Below are 17,438 nucleotides of genomic sequence, written 5' to 3' on the forward strand. Positions count from 1 at the left end.
TGACTCACTGGCTTCTTGAACAGTGCGCGTCAGAACTGATACTCCGCGCCTGCCCCGGCATACCACGAGCGGCCCGGCGCGGCTTCGTAGTAGCGGTTGTTGCTGTCGCCGACGATCACTGAGCCCACGTATTGGCGGTCCAGCAGATTGTCCAGGCGCAGGGTCTGGTGGAAGGTCCAGTGCTCGACCTTCTGTTCGAAGCGCGCACGCCAGTTAAATACGCTGTAGCCCGGTGCGGCGCGTTGCTGGTTGGTGTCTTCGACATACACCTTGCTGCGGTACATGCCCTCGATGGCGGTGCTGACCCAGTCGCGAGGCTTCCAGTTCAGCTCGGCGAACAGTGTGGTTTGCGGCACGCCGGGCAGGTAGTTGCCTTTGTCGATGGGTTTGCCGCCGCCGATGAAGTCGCTGTCATACGTGGCTTGCAGGCGGGTGTAGGCGATGTTGGTGCTCCATTGTTCGGTCAACTGGCTTTCCAGGCCCAGTTCGAAACCACGGCGCAGCGTGCGACCGGCGTTTTGGTAGGTGGTGCGACCGCCGCTGGATTGCTGCACCACCAACTCGTCTTCGGTGGTGATCTGGAAAAGGGCAGCGTTCAGGCGCGTATCTTGGCCAATCCGCGCTTTCAACCCGACTTCATATTGCTTGCTGACCGATGGCTTGAGCGCAAAGTTGAAGCCGTTTGAGGTGCTGGAATAGGCCGATTCGGCCTGTGTCGGGGTTTCGAAGCCTTTGCCCGCGCTCACATAGCCATGCAGGTCCGGCGTGAAGGCATACATGACGCTGACCGAAGGCGTGTTCTTCTGGTAGGTCTTGTTGCCGCTGTCGTTGCCGTCACTGAGGAAGTGGTCATCCACGTCCATCTTCATGGTGCTGTGGCGCAGGCCGGCTTGCAGGGTCCAGTCGCCCAGCAGCCAGTTGGCTTGCACGAACGGGTCGAGGCTGGTGGCGGTGTCGAGTTCGTCGCGGCCCAAGGCGCCTTTGACGCCGTGCACACCGTTGAGGGTGTTGGAATAGCCTTGGCGATCATCCTGGCTGCGGTCGTAGTCGACGCCGGTGATCAGGGTCAGGTCGCCGGGGGCGCTGGTGATGGGTTGCAGCCAGTGGACGGAGCCGCCGTAGAACGTGCGGTCGAAGTCCACCACGCCGCCGCGCTTGTCTGCCGGCGTGCCGCCGGGAATCGACAAGTACTGAATAACACTCCGCCGCCCCGTATAGGCGTTCACCTGCAGCGTCGCATCGCCGATGTAACGCTCGTAATTCAGGCCCAATTGCTGATGATCGATGCTCTTTCGCGTGTTGTATTGCAATGCGGCGGGCGCCACCGAGCGCGGGTCCGCCTTATACGCTGCCCAGGTCTGCCCCAGCGGGTCCTGCGTGCCGTTCTGCTCCAGGCTGCTGTAGATCAGCGCGAGCTTGCTGTCGTCATCCGGCTCGATGTTGAGCTTGGCAAAGGTCTGGTCGCGCCGGGCGCTGCTGTGGTCGCGGTAGCCGTCGGTGTCCATGCGCGAGGCGTCGAGCACAAAGCCCGCGCCGTTGGCTGCGCCTTCGGCGGTCAGGTGGTGCTTGCTCAGGCCGTCGCTGCCCACCAGGGTTTCGGCGCCGATGCGCGGCGAGCCTTCGCCGTCGCGGGAAAACATCTGGATCACGCCGCCGGCGTTGCTGCCATATAAAGTGGCGGCCGGGCCACGCAGTACTTCGATGCGTTCGGCGGTGTCGAGGTTGAAGGTGGCGGCCTGGCCCTGGCCGTCCGGGGTGCTGGCGGGGATACCGTCGGCAATCAGCTTGATGCCGCGCACACCAAATGCCGAACGGGCACCGAAGCCGCGCGAGGAAATCTGTAGGTCCTGCGCGTAGTTCTGGCGGTTCTGCACCACCAGGCCGGGCACGCGCGCGAGTGCTTCAGAGGCATTGATGCCGAGCTGGCCGTCGCTGATCTGCGCATGGCTGATGCTGTCCACCGAATACGGCAGGTCGAAGGTCGGGCTGGCGCTGCGTGAGCCGGTGACCACGCTGGGGTCGAGGATCAGCGGCGCGTCATCGGCCTGGGCGGTGTCGCACAGGGCGAGCAGGCTGGGCAGCAACAGGGTGAAGCGGGTCAGGGTTTTCATGGGGGCAGCCGAAATACGGGGCGCGTAGGACATAAACGCGCAAAAGCGCGCGAGTTTAGTGGTTCAGGCGATTTTTAGCATTTGAGAATCGTCCTACGTTGTAACGGCATCATCCTCGCTGGGGCTCCGGCACCTTCGATGGTAGCGTGGTCAGCCCCGCTAATGAGAAAGGGCCGAAAGGTCATAAAGGAGTGGTTCGTGAGGAGTGCGTCGAACGTCTTATGGGTTGCAGTGTGCATGGCGCTTGCCGGGTGTGGGACGATCAATACCGTCATGCGTGAGGACGGTGTCGCTGCCCGCGAACTCAAAAGCCAGAAAACCTACTGCCAGTCGATTCCCCGTGTGTACAGCGGTGTCAGCTACAACTTCTGCCGGCTCAATGGAGAGCCGAATCCTGACGGAGCGTTTGACGGCCACCTGAACTTTGTCCCGTTTGTATTCGTAGACTCTTTGATTTCGGGGATTCTGGATACGGCCCTGCTGCCGTATACGATTTACCGGCAAAGCGCCGACGGCAGCATCATCATCCGCTAAGGCCGGGCGCGGCCATTGCCCTCGACACGGGGCTAATTACCACAGGGATATTCCCATCAGGTTTACGCTATAATCCCGCCCTTTAGCTGTTTCTCGTCCAGGCGAGAGGCACACTTTTTTCAGGCGCAACCCGCCTGCATGCAGACTAAAAGAGGCTAGACCCCTGTGGCATTGACGATTCTTGGCCTGTCCGGCGCCCTTAGCCATGATCCTTCCGCAGCCTTGTATATCGACGGCAAGCTGATCGCGGCCGCCGAAGAAGAGCGCTTCGTACGCGACAAACATGCAAAGAACCGCATGCCCTACGAATCGGCGAAGTTCTGCCTGGAACAAGCCGGCATCAAGCCTTCCGACGTTGACGTGGTGGCGATTCCGTTCGCCCCCATCAGCCTGTTCGGCGAGGCGCGCTGGCACTACGCCAAGCGTTACTGGTACGCCCCGGACCGCGCCCTCGACGCGATCCTGATGGGCAACCGTCGCTATAAGCGCTATCGCAACAAGATCGTCTGGTGCCTGGAGCAACTGGGCTTCGATCCGAAGAAAATCAAGATCGAGCCGGTTGAACACCACCTGGCCCACGCTTCCAGCGCCTACCACTGCTCCGGCTTCCAGGAGAAAACCGCGATCCTCGGGATCGACGGTAAGGGCGAGTACGCCACCACGTTCTTCGGCTACGGCGAAAACGGCAAGATCCACAAGATCAAGGAATTCTACGACCCGGACTCCCTGGGCGGCCTGTACGGCGCGATCACCGAGTTCCTCGGTTTCGAGATGCTCGACGGCGAGTTCAAGGTCATGGGCATGGCGCCGTATGGCGACGCCAGCAAATACGATTTCTCGCGTTTGGCCTCGTTTGAAAACGGCGAGTTGGTGATCAACACCGACTACGCCAACGTCATCGGCCTGCGCCGCTACAAAGAGAAGGGCAAGGGGTTCTACTTCTCGCCAAAACTGATCGAGTGGCTGGGTCCCAAGCGCGAAGGCGACATCGCCGATGAGCCTTACATTCACTACGCGGCCAGCATGCAAGCGCTGTTCGAGAAGCTGGCGTTGCAGATGATCGACCACTACCTGGGCGACATCCTCAAAGACACCGGCAAGCTGGCTTTCGCCGGTGGCTGTGCGCTGAATGTCAAGCTGAACCAGAAGATCATTGCCCGCGACGACGTCAAAGAACTGTTCGTGCAGCCGGCGTCCGGCGATGCCGGCACCGCGGTTGGCGCGGCAGCCTATGTGTCCCACGCCCGTGGTGTACCGGTTGAGAAGATGGAACACGTCTACCTCGGCCCGTCCTACAGCAACGAAGACGTGATCGCCGCGTGCGCCAAGCACGAAAGCAAGCCGGTGTGGCGCAAGATCGAAAACATGCCTAAGCGCATCGCCAAGATCATGGTCGACGGCAACCCGGTGGCCTGGTTCCAGGGCCGCATGGAGTTTGGCCCGCGTGCGTTGGGCGGTCGTTCGATCATCGGTTGCCCAAGTGCGACCGGCGTGGCGGACCGCATTAACCACCAGATCAAGTTCCGCGAGCGCTGGAGGCCTTTCTGCCCGTCGATGCTCGACACCGTGGCCCCGCAGATGATCAAGGTCGATCACCCGGCGCCGTTCATGACCTTCACCTTTGAAGTGTCGGAAGAGTGGAAGACCCGTGTACCGGAAGTGGTGCATGAAGACGGCACTTCCCGTGCCCAGGTGCTCAAGCGCGAATACAACCCGCGCTACTACGACATGATGAAAGAGCTGGAAGTACTGACCGGCAACGGCGTGTCGCTGAACACCTCGCTCAACCGCCGTGGCGAAGCGATGATCTGCTCGCCGACCGACGCGCTGAACATGTTCTTCGGCTCCGACCTGCAATACCTGATCATGGAAGACATCCTGGTCGTCAAAGACGGCGTGGACCCTTATGACTCGGTCGGCTGAGCGCCACGTCCTGCAGTTCTGCCACGGCTATGACGGGCCGTTTCTGGACTGCGCGCGGCAATACGCCAGCCTGTTCGCAGGCTCCGGCTATAAAGTGACCACGGTGTTCCTCACCGGGGTCGCTGACCCCGAGGTTGCCGCCGGTTGTGCCTCGGACGAAGTGCTGTTCATGGAGTTCAGCTCCAAGGCCATCCGTGGCCTGAAGCTGGGCGCCATTGGCGAGCTGCGCAAGATCGCCGCGTCGCGCAACTTCAGCTTTTGCATTGCCCACCGGTTCAAGCCGATCTATATCGCCTTGCTCGGCACGCGCCTGCCGGTGATCGGCGTGCATCACGCCTTTGGTGATTACCAGCGCCGCAGCCGCAAGCTGTTTGCGTCGATATTCCGCAAGCGCCTGAGCCTGCTCGGTGTTTCCGATGCGGTGCGTGATGACATGCGCCGCTGCCTGCCGGCTTGGCCTGCGGCGCGTATCCAGACCTTGTACAACCGCATTGATGTCGAAGCCATGCAGGCGCTGCAGGTTCCGGCCGACGCGGCGCGCGATGCCCTGGGGCTGTCGCCGGATGAGTGGGTGGTCGGCAACGTCGGCCGCCTGCACCCGGACAAAGACCAGGCCACCTTGCTCAAAGGCTTTGCCTTGGCGTTGCCGCATTTGCCGGCGCAAAGCCGCCTGGCGATCCTCGGGACCGGGCGACTGGAGAAAAACCTCAAGGCCTTGGCACGTGAGCTGGGCATTGCCGAGCAGGTGCTGTTTCTCGGCCAGGTGCCGGATGCGCGCCGGTATTTCCGTGCGTTCGACGCCTTTGCCCTGAGCTCCGATCACGAACCGTTCGGCATGGTGTTGCTGGAGGCCATGGCCGCCGGCGTGCCGTTGCTGGCAACGGCGTGTGGCGGCGCGCGGGAAGTGGTCGAAGGCGTGGGGATCCTGTTTCCCTTCGCTGACGCCGAACACCTGGGCCAGGGGCTTCGGCACCTGGCGGCGATGGACCGTCAACAACAGCAGCAGTGCGCCGAGATGATGCTGGAACGCTTGCATGAGCGCTTCTCGGATCAGGCGGTGCGTACTGCTTTCTGGGCACTGCCGCACGTTACTGAACTGACCGCGGGGGCTTGATGCTCAATCGATTCCAAGGCTGGCGCGAGCGTGGCTGGTCCGTCGTTGATGCGTCCACCTACAGCGATGCCTGGCAGCGTTATGGCGGCAGCGTTGCCACCCACCCGCTGGTGGTTGAGCGTCTGGCCGGGCTGGCCGATATTCCGGTGCGCTACCTGGCGTGGGAGCAGGGCGGCGAACTCAAGGCGTGCATTGCGACGTGGGGGCGCGACCTGGCCTTGTCCAAGGACGTGCTCAAGCGGCATGGCAAAAAGGGCTTGTTCGACTTGGGCAACGCCGAGTTGATCCTGCCTGCCGCCGCAGATGCCCAGGCGCCTTTGCGGCATCGCGCGCGCTACCTGTCGGCGCTGAACGAAGGCCGTTTTGCCGGCCTCAAGCTACAGGCCGAGCAGTTGGCCATGGCGCGCACTCCGGAAGAATTGTCGAAAAAGTTTCGCTATAACCAGCGCCGCGAGCTGCGCCTGCTGGAAGAGGCGGGCGGTGTGGTGCGGCCGGTGCAGGCGTTTTCCAGTGCCGAGCTGGCGGCGATCTATTGCGATTTGTTCCAGCGCCGCTGGGGTTTCCCTGCCACGGGCGCCGAGCGCATGGCGCAGGTTATCGAATTGCTGCGTGAATGGTTGATCGGCTCGGTGATTTTCCTCAACGATGCGCCGATTGCTATCCAGTTGGTCTACCGCGTTGAAGCCCCGCAGTGGATCAGCGTCGAGTACATCAATGGCGGCGTTGACCCTGAAACCCGCGCGTTCAGCCCGGGCAGCGTGCTGAGTTTTCTCAACACGCAAAGTGCCTGGGAGCAGGCGCGTGAAGCCGGCAAGCCACTGCGGTTTTCGTTTGGCCGAGCGGACCGCGAGTACAAGGACCGTTGGTGCAACCCTGTACCGGTATTCAATGTATGAGTGAGTCGACAAGCCGTAAACAGGCGCTGCTCAAGCGCCATCGCCGCAACAAACGCATCAGCTTGCTGATTGGCTTGCTGCTGTTAATTGGCGTGGGTGTGCTGGTGGCCTGGTGGCTGCCGCTGGTGCTGGCAGTGCTGGCCTGGGTGGCCCATGAAGCGTGGTTTGCCGACCACCTGTTTTACTCGCCCAAGGACGACTACCAGTATCAATTCGCGGCGGATACCGAGCAGCCCAAGGTCACCCTGGCCAACGGCCGGTTGGTATTGGACCAGGCGCTGGCGCTGGCGGGCAATGAGACCCTGATCCTCGCGCTGCGCCTCAAGAGCAGTCTGTTGGGCCGCTTTATAGATCCGTATATTGCGTTGCCGGGTGCTGATCGCCAGGTCTTCGAACGCGGCGTCAGTGGCCTGCGCTACCTGAACCTCACCGGCCAGACGCAAGCCCTGCTCGATGGGCAACTGCTGCTGCAGCCTCGTTTCTGCCGTGTGCAGGGTACGCCGGTGTTGTCGGTGTTCCGTCAGCCCGATGTGCGCAAGCAACGGGTGATGGTCATTGCGCCGCACGCCGATGACGCCGAACTGGCCGCCTTTGGCCTGTACAGCCAGGCCACGCAACCCTGGATCGTAACGCTGACTGCCGGCGAAATCGAAGCCGAACACTATCAGCACATGGGCCTGGGCAAACCCGAGGCTGCACGCCTCAAGGGCCGTTTGCGCGCCTGGGACAGTATCGCGGTGCCGCGTTGGGCGGGTGTGGCGCAGGAACATTGCGTACAGCTGGGGTATTTCTGCCTGCAATTGGCGGCAATGAAGGCCGAGCCTGAACGGGCCGTGGCTTCGCGAGAAGCCGAGTTGAGCGACATCCGTGTATTCCGCCAATTCAACCCGTTCCCGTTGCCGGCGGATGCCGATGGCCAGCCCACCTGGAACAACCTGCTGGCCGACCTGCGCGCCGTGCTGCTGATGGCTCGCCCCGAGGTCATCGTGCTGCCGCATCCGGTGCTCGACCCACACCCGGATCATATCTGCGCGCAGCAAGCCGTATTGGAAGCCTTGCAGGGGCTGGAATGGCAGCCGACGACGTTGCTCGGTTACGCCAATCACCTGCACGACAATGACCGCTGGCCGATGGGTGATTCGGGCGCTGGTGTCGCTTTGCCACCATGCTTTGATTCGACGTACACTTTGCAGCCTTATTGCTTGCCGTTGTCCGCAGAGCGGCAGTGTGACAAGGCCATGTCGCTGGGCATGATGCATGACTTGCAGCCCCGTATGCCGTTCAAGCGGCGTGTACGGCGGGTTATCCAGCGGCTGTTGGCGGGGAGGGCTGTCTCGCCTTGGGGTGAGAACGAGTTTTTCCGCAAGGCCATTCGGCGGCATGAACTTTTTTGGTTCATCAAGCACAAGTAACGTTAAACAACGTGGTGGAGCGCTGAGCGCTACCGTAAAAAAGACAGTGAGCCCCCAGTGATCAATCCATGCCCCCGCATCCTTTTCATCATTCCTTACTTTGGCCAATGGCCTTTCTGGATGCCGTTTTTTCTCGAAAGCTGCCGGCACAATGCGGATATTGACTGGCTGTTGTTCAGCGACTGCCCGATACCCGCCAACGTGCCCGACAATGTCAGGATTGAAAGCATCTCCTTTGCCGATTACTGCGCGCTGGTCTCACAGCGGCTGAAGATCAATTTCGCGCCTCAGGCGGCTTACAAACTGTGTGACATCAAGCCGGCGCTGGGGCATATCCATGTTGATCGCCTCGACGGCTACGATTTTTGGGCGTTTGGCGACCTGGACCTGATCTATGGCAACCTGCGCCGGTATTTCACCGCTGACCGCCTGGCGGGTTATGACTTGTTTTCGACCCATGAGCGTCGGGTCGCCGGCCATTTGTGCCTGATGCGTAACACCGCCAGAAAGCGCCAGGTGTTCATGCAGATCAAGGATTGGGAAGCACGTTTCACCGATCAGGAGCATCATGCGCTGGATGAAGGGGCGTTCAGCAGGATTTTCCTGTGGCGCAAGAACTTCCCGAAGCCGTTGTTCGATCTGGTCGGCAAACTCAACCCGTGGCGCCGTCGCAGTGAGTTCACCGAGGCGTTCAGTACGCCGGGTGGTGTGATCAAGTGGCACGACGGCACTGATCGTTTTCCGCACCAGTGGTTCTGGAACAACGGTCGCTTGACCAATGACAGGGATGGCGACCGGGAATTTCCGTATTTCCATTTTGTCTGCTGGAAGCGTAATCAATGGCCGCTGGTGCCACAGCCAAGTGCCGAGCACGTCGAGGCGCTGGCCGCCGAGACATCCTGGGTCGTTGATGCCACAGGATTCCATCGAGGAGAGTTATGAGTCGGCGTTTCAAGGTTCTGCAATTGCAGCCTGACTACAATGTTAAATCCCATGATTTTGCCGACCTGGCCGAACAGATCGTCAAGGCATTGCCTGCGGACCGCTATGAAGTCACCGCCGCGTTCCTGCGCGGTCGGCCTGCGCCGGGTGGCCCGGTCAGTCGCGCCGCCACCTCGGTCTACTTCGAGTTCTCCGACAAGTCGCTCAAGGGCTTGAGGCTGCGCGCCATGTGGCAGCTGTACAAGTTCTGCCGCCGGGAAAAGTTTGACGTGGTGGTGTGCAATCGCTTCAAGCCGGTCAACATGATGCTGCAACTGAACCGTTGGTTGAAGATTCCGCTGTGTATCGGCATCTCCCACGGCTTCGGTGAATATGACCGCCTGTACCGCCGCAAGCAGGCGCAGCGCTGGATCGACGCGCACTGGCGTTTTGTCGGTGTGTCGCCGGCGGTCAAGCAATACCTGCTGGACTGCAAGTGCGGGTTTACCGACAGCAATACCTTCGCCATTACCAATGCCATCGACATCGAGCAGGCCGAAGCCTTGCAGCATTCGCGTGAACGTGCGCGCGAGTTGCTGGGCATCGACCCTTCGGTGCGGTTGATCGGCGCCTTGGGCCGCCTCGTGCCGGTCAAAGGCCACACGTATTTACTGCAGGCGTTCGCTGCACTTAAAGACAAGTACCCCACGGCGCAGCTCGCCATCATTGGCGCGGGCCGTGAAGAGGCCAACCTGGCCGCTCAAATCCACAGCCTGGGCCTTGATGGGCGCGTGCACTTGTTGGGGTTCAAGGAAAATGCCCTGCAGTACGTGCGTGCCTTCGACATCTGGGCCATGCCTTCGCTGGCCGAAGGCCTTGGCCTGGCGCTGCTGGAAGGCATGAGTGGTCGCCTGCCGGTGATCGCCTCCAGCGTCCCGGCCATGCTGCCGCTGATTGAAGGCGCAGGCGGCCTGGCGGTAGAGCCGGCCAATGTGCCCGCGCTGACCCAGGCGCTGGACACCTACCTGGCGCTGTCCGACGAGGCGCTGGCGCAGAAGGGCGAGCAGGCCTACCAGTATTTGCAGGCGCAACACGACATTGAGGTGTTCCGCCAGGAATACCTGGAATTGATTGATTCGGGATTGGCTCAAGTGCGCGGGAACAATGTATGAACCAGAGTCAACCCTTGGTCACGGTGATCATTGCGTCTTACAACCATGCTCCGTACATCGAGCAAAGCATCCTCAGTGTCCTGAACCAGACGTACCCCAATATTGAACTGCTGGTGATTGACGACGGGTCCAAAGACGACAGCGTCGAGCGCATTCGTCGCTTGCAGGAGCAGCACAGCTTCGATTTTCGCGTGCAGCAGAACCAGGGGCTGACCAACACGCTCAATGGCGCGATTGCACGCTCCCATGGCCCGCTGATCGTGCCGTTCGGCTCCGATGACATCATGTTGCCGGAGCGGATTGCGACCCAGGTGGCCTACATGGATGGCAAGCCGGAGGTCGGTATCTGCGCCGGTAACATCGAGCTGATCGATGCCCAGGGCGAGTTGTTTCCCGAGAAGCGCCAGCGTCGCGACGTGCCGTTTCGGCGCCTGGACTTCGACGACATGTTCCTGGAGCGCAAGCCTTACCCGCCTGCACCGACGCTGATGATCCGGCGCGAGGCGCTGGAAAAGGTTGGTGGGTTTGATCCTGAAATTCGTCTGGAAGATTTGCTGATCGAGTTGAAGATTACCCACGCCGGGTACTTCATCGATGGCTTGAACGTGGTCATGGCCCGCTATCGCAAGCACGCCACCAACTCGTACAAGAATCATCGATTCATGATCGACAATATCCTGCGCTCCTACGCGTTGTTCAGCGACCACCCGCTTTATGACGAGGTGCGTTACAAGTTCCTCAGCTCGATGTTCCTCAAGACCGCCAACCGTGATCGTAAGTTGGCGCGCGAGCTGCTGGCACAGATCCCGTTCCGGGCCTGGAACAAGAAAACCTGGCGCGGCTTGAGCCGGTTGTACTTCTCCCCGCTGGAAAAAGACTGACAGCGTTGTGTGCGCCCCGCCCTGGGGCGCACAAGCGTGCTTGCTAGGCGGCCGGGCGCGCCAGTGTCAGCACCTGCTCACGGAGTTTGACCGTGGCGTGTGCCGACGCAACGGACCCATAGCCTTTGGCCAATTGCTCAAAATGGGCTTCGAACAGCCAATTGCGGTCCTGCGGGTAACGCTGCATGTGCTTCAAGTTGCGCTGGCGCAGCGTGTTGCGCAGTGCTGACGGGTAAATGCGCATGTCGGCCACATCGATCAGCCCGAATTCACCATCTTCCAGTAACAGCACATTGCCCAGATGCAGTGAGCGGAAGTACACCCCGCGTTCGTGCAGCTGCGCCATGAACCGGCCAAACCGTTCGATCAGCGATTCGCGCAGGCTGCTGTCCAGGCTTTGCAAGGCTTGACGCAGCGTCAGCCCCGGCAGCGGCTGATAACGTACGGCGCTGCTGCCGTCGTGCAGGCTGTAGAGGTTGAGAATTGCCGGTGAAGCAATACCTGTTTGCTGCAGCTGTTCGCTGTTGCTGGCGAAGCGCTCCGAATAGGGATTAAACCGGCCCGAGGTGTACCAGCGGCGCGCCCTGAACAGTTTGAGGAAGCTGCCATCCTCCAGGCGCAGCACCTTCGGTCCCAGGCCATCTTCTTCGACGACGTGGGCGCCGTTGCACAGTGCTTCAAAGGCCTGTGGCTTGGGCATTTCCACTGGCCTGCGCAGCAGGCTGTGGCGGCGTTGGGCGATGCTCAGGCCGGCGATCAGCGCCAGCGGAATCCACAACAGGAACCAGTGCTCCTTGGGCCGCGACAGAATGCCACCGCCTTCGGTCAGGCCTGCGCCGATGCCGTAGGCCAGCAGCGAGGATGCCAGGATGAACAACGGCTGTGCCCGCTCCTTGAGCCCTTTGTACAAGCCCCAGCCGAGCATGTAGATCCATGGGATAAAGCCGATGATACCGACGTAATACAGCACGCCGAGGGCGAAGTTGTGGGGTTCGCGCAGTTCGTAGCCATCGCCCAGGGTCAGGTACAGCTCGGAGTCGTAGCTGTGGCCGATGAAGGGGTGATCGGCAATGCGCTGCAGCGTCATGCCCCACAATTCAAAGCGCAACGAGCTGCCGCGCTCGGTGATCGCCTCGGGATAGATCAACAGCAGCCCGGCAGCCCCCGCGACCATGGCGGCGATCAGCAGCGCAGAGCGTCGATTGCGGCTGATAAAGCTCATCCACAGGATAGTCAGTGTCAGCGCCACCAGCGGCGTGCGTGACCCGGTAGCCAGGATGGCAGCCGCCATGATCGCCAGGGCGGGCACGCTGAACCACAGCACCTGCAAGCGCCGGGTCGTCATGCAGACGTACAGCCAGTACACGCAGAAAAAGCCGAACATGTGCGAGCTGAGCAGCGGGTTATCGAGGGCGCCCAAGCCGCCGATCATGCGCATGCCCGGCTCGAAGCCTTTGACGAACGCCACCAGGTTGCACAGGCACACCAGCAGCGCGATCGCGGCAGCACTGAAAAAGATCGGCTTGAACAGTTCGTTGCGGTAATGCAGCAGCAGCCCGCAGCCGGCAAACAGCATGAAGGTTTGCAGCGGCACCTTGAACAGGTTGGAGTCGCCGGTAGGTTCCGGGCTCCACAACACGCTGGTCATTGCCCAGGCGCAAAACGCCACGAAGGCAATCACCAGCGGCTCACGCAACAACTCCTTGAGTTCTCGCGGCCGCAGACACAGCAACAGCAAGGTCGGCACGCTGAAGAAGCCGGAGTAGAACCGGTGCATGACATTGCGATTGGTGACGTAGAACAGCGAACTCAGCAGCAACAACAAGCCAATGGGCAAAATCCAGAGGACCAGGAAGTCGAAAACGCGATTTGAGCCATAGGTAAGGCGCTTGGAGTGCATACGATAAAGCCATTCCAGAAAGAGAAAGCCGACCATCTTAAAGTAGTGGCTATATAATGTCGCCGGCTGGATCCAACCGGGCCGGGGGTCATGCCGGGTGCAAGTACAACAGAGAAGCTGTGCTAAAGTCAGCCTCCTTTTTCAAAACGCCGCGTGATATGACCGACTCCAGTCCGAGCGCAAGCCCTTCGAGCTTGAAAATATACTTCCGCCTGCTCATGTACGTTAAGCCCTACGCCGGCTTGTTCGCGCTGAGTATCGTCGGATTTCTGATTTTCGCGTCGACCCAGCCCATGCTGGGGTACATCCTCAAGTACTTCGTCGACGGCCTATCCAACCCCGAAGCGGTGCTGTTCCCCAGCGTACCGTTCCTGCGTGACCTGCAATTGCTGCAAGCCGTGCCGTTGTTGATCATTCTGATCGCAGCCTGGCAGGGCCTGGGTTCGTTCCTGGGCAACTACTTGTTGGCCAAGGTCTCCCTGGGCCTGGTCCACGACCTGCGGGTGCAGCTGTTCAACAACCTGCTGACGCTGCCCAACCGCTACTTCGACAACCACAACTCCGGGCACCTGATTTCGCGCATCACCTTCAACGTGACCATGGTCACGGGGGCTGCGACCGATGCCATCAAGGTGGTGATCCGCGAAGGCATGACGGTGATCTTCCTGTTCGCCTCGCTGCTGTTCATGAACTGGCGCCTGACGCTGGTGATGATCGCCATCCTGCCGTTGATTGCGGTGATGGTCAGCACGGCCAGCAAGAAATTCCGCAAGCAGAGCAAGAAGATCCAGGTGGCCATGGGCGACGTGACGCACGTGGCCTCCGAGACCATCCAGGGTTACCGCGTGGTGCGCAGCTTCGGCGGCGAAGTCTACGAGGAGAAACGCTTCCTCAAGGCCAGCCAGGGCAACACCGACAAGCAACTGCGCATGACCCGCACCGGGGCGATCTACACCCCGTTGCTGCAACTGGTGATCTACACCGCCATGGCGGTGTTGATGTTCCTGGTGCTCTACCTGCGCGGTGACGCGTCGGCCGGTGACATGGTGGCTTACATCACCTTGGCCGGCTTGCTGCCCAAGCCGATCCGCCAATTGTCGGAAGTCAGCTCGACCATCCAGAAGGGTGTGGCCGGCGCTGAAAGCATTTTCGAACAGCTGGACGAAGAGCAGGAAGTCGACGGCGGCACTGTCGAGCGCGACAAGGTCAGTGGCCGCCTCGAAGTGCGCAACCTCAACTTCACCTACCCCGGCACCGAACGCCATGTGCTCAAGGACATCAGCTTTACCGCTGAACCTGGGCAGATGATCGCCCTGGTGGGCCGTTCCGGCAGCGGCAAGTCGACGCTGGCCAGCCTGATTCCGCGTTTCTACCACCATGAAAGCGGCGACATCCTGCTCGACGGCGTAGAGATCGAAGACTACAAGCTGCTCAACCTGCGCAAGCACATTGCCCAGGTGACCCAGCACGTGACGTTGTTCAGCGACACTGTGACCAACAACATTGCCTACGGCGACCTGGCTGGCGCGCCACGGGCGGACGTTGAAGCAGCGGCGGCAGATGCCTACGCCAAGGACTTCATCGACCAGTTGCCCAAAGGCTTCGATACCCAGGTTGGCGAAAACGGCGTGCTGTTGTCCGGCGGCCAACGCCAGCGCCTGGCAATCGCCCGGGCCTTGCTGAAGAACGCGCCGCTGCTGATTCTCGACGAGGCCACCTCGGCCCTCGACACCGAATCGGAGCGGCACATTCAGGCGGCCCTGGACAAGGTCATGCAAGGGCGTACGACCCTGGTGATCGCGCACCGCCTGTCCACCATCGAGAAGGCCGACTTGATCCTGGTGATGGACGACGGTCGGATTGTCGAGCGCGGCACCCACGGCGAGCTGTTGGCGCAGAACGGCTATTACGCCCGCCTGCATGCCATGGGCCTGGATGCACCGGTCCCGGCCGACATCACCTGAGTTATGGGCGCATAGGCCTAATGTGGGAGCGGGCTTGCTCGCGAAGGCGGTGGATCAGTCATATTCATGTTGACTGACACTGCGCATTCGCGAGCAAGCCCGCTCCCACATTGAGTTGTGTCTGCCGCACTATCTTCTGTAACACCCTCCACAAGCCGCCTGTAACCCTGTGCTAATATCGCGCCCCTGTTCATTTTGTATGTGGGTTGCTCCATGAAGTTGTCCATGCCGCGATTCGATCAAGCCCCTGTCTTGGTGGTCGGCGATGTCATGCTCGACCGTTACTGGCATGGCGGAACCTCACGGATTTCCCCTGAGGCACCGGTGCCGGTCGTCAAGGTCGAGCAAATCGAAGACCGTCCAGGCGGCGCTGCCAACGTTGCCCTTAACATTGCCGCCCTCGGCGCCCCGGCCTCCCTGGTGGGTGTGACCGGCGACGACGAAGCCGCCGACAGCCTGGCCAACAGCCTGCGCGGCGCCGGCGTGCGCGCGCTGTTCCAGCGCATTGCCCATCAGCCGACCATCGTCAAGCTGCGGGTCATGAGCCGTCACCAGCAATTGCTGCGTATCGATTTTGAAGAACCCTTCGCCACCGACGCCTTGGCCCTCAGCGGCCAGGTCGACGCGTTGCTCGAAGGCATCAAGGTGCTGGTCTTGTCCGACTATGGCAAAGGCGCCTTGAAGAACCACCAGGAACTGATCAAGGCCGCCAAGGCCCGCAACATTCCGGTGCTGGCTGATCCCAAGGGCAAGGACTTCTCGATTTATCGAGGCGCCAGCCTGATCACGCCAAACCTCAGCGAGTTCGAAGCCATTGTCGGCGGTTGCGCCGATGAGCACGAACTGGTGACCAAGGGCGCCACGCTGATGGCCGATCTCGACCTGGGCGCGTTGCTGGTCACCCGTGGCGAGCACGGCATGACCCTGCTGCGCCCCGGCCACCCGGCGATGCACTTGCCGGCGCGTGCGCGGGAAGTGTTCGACGTGACCGGCGCCGGCGACACGGTGATTTCTACCCTGGCCGCCTCGATTGCAGCCGGCGAAGAGTTGCCCCACGCCGTGGCCCTGGCCAATCTGGCGGCGGGCATCGTGGTTGGCAAGCTGGGTACTGCCGCCATCAGCGCGCCTGAGCTGCGCCGCGCGATCCAGCGCTCCGAAGGCTCCGAGCGCGGTGTGCTGACCATCGAGCAGTTGCTGTTGGCGATTGACGATGCGCGTGCTCACAACGAAAGCATTGTGTTCACCAATGGTTGCTTCGACATCCTGCATGCCGGGCACGTGACTTACCTGGAACAGGCGCGCGCCCAAGGCGACCGCCTGATCGTTGCCGTTAATGACGATGCTTCGGTCAGCCGCCTCAAAGGCCCGGGCCGCCCGATCAACAGCGTTGACCGGCGCATGGCCGTATTGGCGGGTTTGGGCGCTGTGGACTGGGTGATCAGTTTCTCTGAAGGCACCCCGGAAAACCTGCTGGCTCAAGTCAAGCCGGACGTATTGGTCAAGGGCGGCGACTACTCCGTCGACCAGGTCGTCGGTGCCGATATCGTCAGCGCCTACGGCGGCACGGTCAAAGTGCTGGGGCTGGTTGAAAACAGCTCGACCACGGCGATTGTCGAGAAGATTCGCAACAATGAATAACGCTGATAAGTGGGTCCTGATCACCGGCGGCGCCGGTTTTATCGGTTCGCACCTGGTCGATGCCTTGCTCGCCAACGGCTATGCCGTGCGGGTGCTGGATGACCTGTCGACCGGTAAGCGCAGCAACTTGCCGCTGGATAACCCGCGCGTGCAGTTGATTGAAGGTGATGTGGCCGATGCCGAACGGGTGGCGCAAGCCGCCGTTGGCGCAAGCGCCGTGGTGCACTTGGCAGCAGTGGCGTCGGTACAAGCCTCGGTGGACGACCCGGTGAGCACTCACCAGAGTAATTTCGTCGGCACCCTGAATGTCTGCGAGGCCATGCGCAAGGCGGGCGTCAAGCGCGTGGTGTATGCCTCCAGTGCGGCGGTGTATGGCAACAACGGCGAGGGCGATTCGATTGACGAAGCGACCACCAAGGCACCGCTGACACCCTATGCTTCCGACAAATTGGCCGGTGAGCACTACTTCGATTTCTACCGCCGCCAGCATGGCCTGGAGCCGGTGATCTTCCGCTTCTTCAATATCTTCGGGCCGCGCCAGGATCCGTCATCGCCGTATTCGGGGGTGATCAGCATCTTCAGTGAGCGCGTGCAGCAGGGTTTGCCGATTGCCGTGTTCGGTGACGGCGAGCAAACCCGTGATTTCATGTACGTGGAAGACTTGGTGGATGTGCTGGTGCAGGCCATCGAAGCGCCTGAAGCGCCACTGGGGGCGATCAACGTCGGCTGGAACCGCACCACCACGCTCAAGCAGGTGTTGCAGGCGTTGGAAGAAGTGGTCGGCCAGTTGCCGGCGATCACTTACGGGCCGGCGCGTTCAGGGGATATTCGGCATTCGCGGGCGAATAACCAGCGGTTGTTGGCGAGCTTCAAGTTGCCTGAACCGACCCCGTTGAAGGTCGGCCTGGAGCGGTTGCTCAACGGCTGAGCCTTTTGATGATCGTTCCCACGCTCTGCGTGGGAACGCATCCT

At 61.2% G+C, this 17,438-nt stretch carries 13 protein-coding genes; 11 read left to right on the top strand and 2 right to left on the bottom strand.

The window, feature by feature from the left end; all coding sequences use genetic code 11:
* Positions 1–29: 29 nt before the first annotated feature.
* Positions 30–2,111 (bottom strand): TonB-dependent receptor, encoded by a 2,082-nt coding sequence (locus HX783_RS14730; protein ID WP_177017340.1) that lies wholly within the window; start codon positions 2,109–2,111, stop codon positions 30–32.
* A gap of 237 nt (positions 2,112–2,348) precedes the next feature.
* On the opposite strand from HX783_RS14730, the gene HX783_RS14735 reads away from it, so the two are divergent.
* The 8 genes from HX783_RS14735 (at position 2,349) to HX783_RS14770 (ending at position 10,964) form a co-directional block, all read left to right on the top strand.
* A complete protein-coding gene (locus HX783_RS14735; protein ID WP_256347182.1) occupies positions 2,349–2,645 on the top strand; it encodes a YceK/YidQ family lipoprotein in 297 nt (98 codons plus the stop codon).
* A gap of 165 nt (positions 2,646–2,810) precedes the next feature.
* Complete coding sequence (locus tag HX783_RS14740) at positions 2,811–4,568, top strand: carbamoyltransferase (protein ID WP_017138507.1); 1,758 nt, start codon at positions 2,811–2,813, stop codon at positions 4,566–4,568.
* Complete coding sequence (locus tag HX783_RS14745) at positions 4,552–5,682, top strand: glycosyltransferase (RefSeq protein WP_177017342.1); 1,131 nt, start codon at positions 4,552–4,554, stop codon at positions 5,680–5,682. The genes HX783_RS14740 and HX783_RS14745 overlap by 17 nt, the downstream gene beginning before the upstream one ends.
* Complete coding sequence (locus HX783_RS14750) at positions 5,682–6,578, top strand: antimicrobial resistance protein Mig-14 (protein WP_177017343.1); 897 nt, start codon at positions 5,682–5,684, stop codon at positions 6,576–6,578. Before HX783_RS14745 ends, HX783_RS14750 begins: the two co-directional genes overlap by 1 nt.
* Entirely contained in the window at positions 6,575–7,990 is a 1,416-nt protein-coding gene (locus HX783_RS14755) for a PIG-L family deacetylase (RefSeq protein ID WP_177017344.1), read from the top strand. The genes HX783_RS14750 and HX783_RS14755 overlap by 4 nt, the downstream gene beginning before the upstream one ends.
* A gap of 57 nt (positions 7,991–8,047) precedes the next feature.
* Complete coding sequence (locus HX783_RS14760; RefSeq protein WP_177017345.1) at positions 8,048–8,932, top strand: DUF6625 family protein; 885 nt, start codon at positions 8,048–8,050, stop codon at positions 8,930–8,932.
* Positions 8,929–10,083: a glycosyltransferase family 4 protein gene (locus tag HX783_RS14765; RefSeq protein ID WP_159953846.1), complete on the top strand. Its 1,155-nt coding sequence runs from the start codon at positions 8,929–8,931 to the stop codon at positions 10,081–10,083. Before HX783_RS14760 ends, HX783_RS14765 begins: the two co-directional genes overlap by 4 nt.
* Positions 10,080–10,964 (top strand): glycosyltransferase, encoded by an 885-nt coding sequence (locus HX783_RS14770; RefSeq protein WP_177017346.1) that lies wholly within the window; start codon positions 10,080–10,082, stop codon positions 10,962–10,964. The genes HX783_RS14765 and HX783_RS14770 overlap by 4 nt, the downstream gene beginning before the upstream one ends.
* 43 nt (positions 10,965–11,007) lie before the next feature.
* On the opposite strand, the gene HX783_RS14775 is transcribed toward HX783_RS14770, so the two are convergent.
* Positions 11,008–12,864: an O-antigen ligase family protein gene (locus HX783_RS14775; protein ID WP_177017347.1), complete on the bottom strand. Its 1,857-nt coding sequence runs from the start codon at positions 12,862–12,864 to the stop codon at positions 11,008–11,010.
* A gap of 158 nt (positions 12,865–13,022) precedes the next feature.
* On the opposite strand from HX783_RS14775, the gene msbA reads away from it, so the two are divergent.
* The 3 genes from msbA to HX783_RS14790 all read left to right on the top strand — a co-directional run bounded on the left by msbA (position 13,023) and on the right by HX783_RS14790 (position 17,394).
* A complete protein-coding gene (msbA, locus tag HX783_RS14780; protein WP_159953849.1) occupies positions 13,023–14,828 on the top strand; it encodes a lipid A export permease/ATP-binding protein MsbA in 1,806 nt (601 codons plus the stop codon).
* A gap of 213 nt (positions 14,829–15,041) precedes the next feature.
* On the top strand, positions 15,042–16,466 hold the full coding sequence (gene hldE, locus HX783_RS14785) for a bifunctional D-glycero-beta-D-manno-heptose-7-phosphate kinase/D-glycero-beta-D-manno-heptose 1-phosphate adenylyltransferase HldE (RefSeq protein ID WP_159953850.1): 1,425 nt from the start codon (positions 15,042–15,044) through the stop codon (positions 16,464–16,466).
* Positions 16,459–17,394, top strand: a complete 936-nt coding sequence (locus tag HX783_RS14790; RefSeq protein WP_177017348.1) for an NAD-dependent epimerase/dehydratase family protein — start codon at positions 16,459–16,461, stop codon at positions 17,392–17,394. The genes hldE and HX783_RS14790 overlap by 8 nt, the downstream gene beginning before the upstream one ends.
* The last annotated feature ends 44 nt before the right edge of the window (positions 17,395–17,438 follow it).

The sequence above is a fragment of the Pseudomonas sp. D2002 genome (genome assembly GCF_013385735.1).
GTDB lineage: Bacteria > Pseudomonadota > Gammaproteobacteria > Pseudomonadales > Pseudomonadaceae > Aquipseudomonas.

Coding starts and splice junctions, on each gene's coding strand:
- HX783_RS14730 (WP_177017340.1), bottom strand. CDS start 2,111: ATGAAAACCCTGACCCGCTTCACCCTGTTGCTGCCCAGCCTGCTCGCC.
- HX783_RS14735 (WP_256347182.1), top strand. CDS start 2,349: ATGGCGCTTGCCGGGTGTGGGACGATCAATACCGTCATGCGTGAGGAC.
- HX783_RS14745 (WP_177017342.1), top strand. CDS start 4,552: ATGACTCGGTCGGCTGAGCGCCACGTCCTGCAGTTCTGCCACGGCTAT.
- HX783_RS14750 (WP_177017343.1), top strand. CDS start 5,682: ATGCTCAATCGATTCCAAGGCTGGCGCGAGCGTGGCTGGTCCGTCGTT.
- HX783_RS14755 (WP_177017344.1), top strand. CDS start 6,575: ATGAGTGAGTCGACAAGCCGTAAACAGGCGCTGCTCAAGCGCCATCGC.
- HX783_RS14765 (WP_159953846.1), top strand. CDS start 8,929: ATGAGTCGGCGTTTCAAGGTTCTGCAATTGCAGCCTGACTACAATGTT.
- HX783_RS14770 (WP_177017346.1), top strand. CDS start 10,080: ATGAACCAGAGTCAACCCTTGGTCACGGTGATCATTGCGTCTTACAAC.
- HX783_RS14775 (WP_177017347.1), bottom strand. CDS start 12,864: ATGCACTCCAAGCGCCTTACCTATGGCTCAAATCGCGTTTTCGACTTC.
- msbA (WP_159953849.1), top strand. CDS start 13,023: ATGACCGACTCCAGTCCGAGCGCAAGCCCTTCGAGCTTGAAAATATAC.
- hldE (WP_159953850.1), top strand. CDS start 15,042: ATGAAGTTGTCCATGCCGCGATTCGATCAAGCCCCTGTCTTGGTGGTC.
- HX783_RS14790 (WP_177017348.1), top strand. CDS start 16,459: ATGAATAACGCTGATAAGTGGGTCCTGATCACCGGCGGCGCCGGTTTT.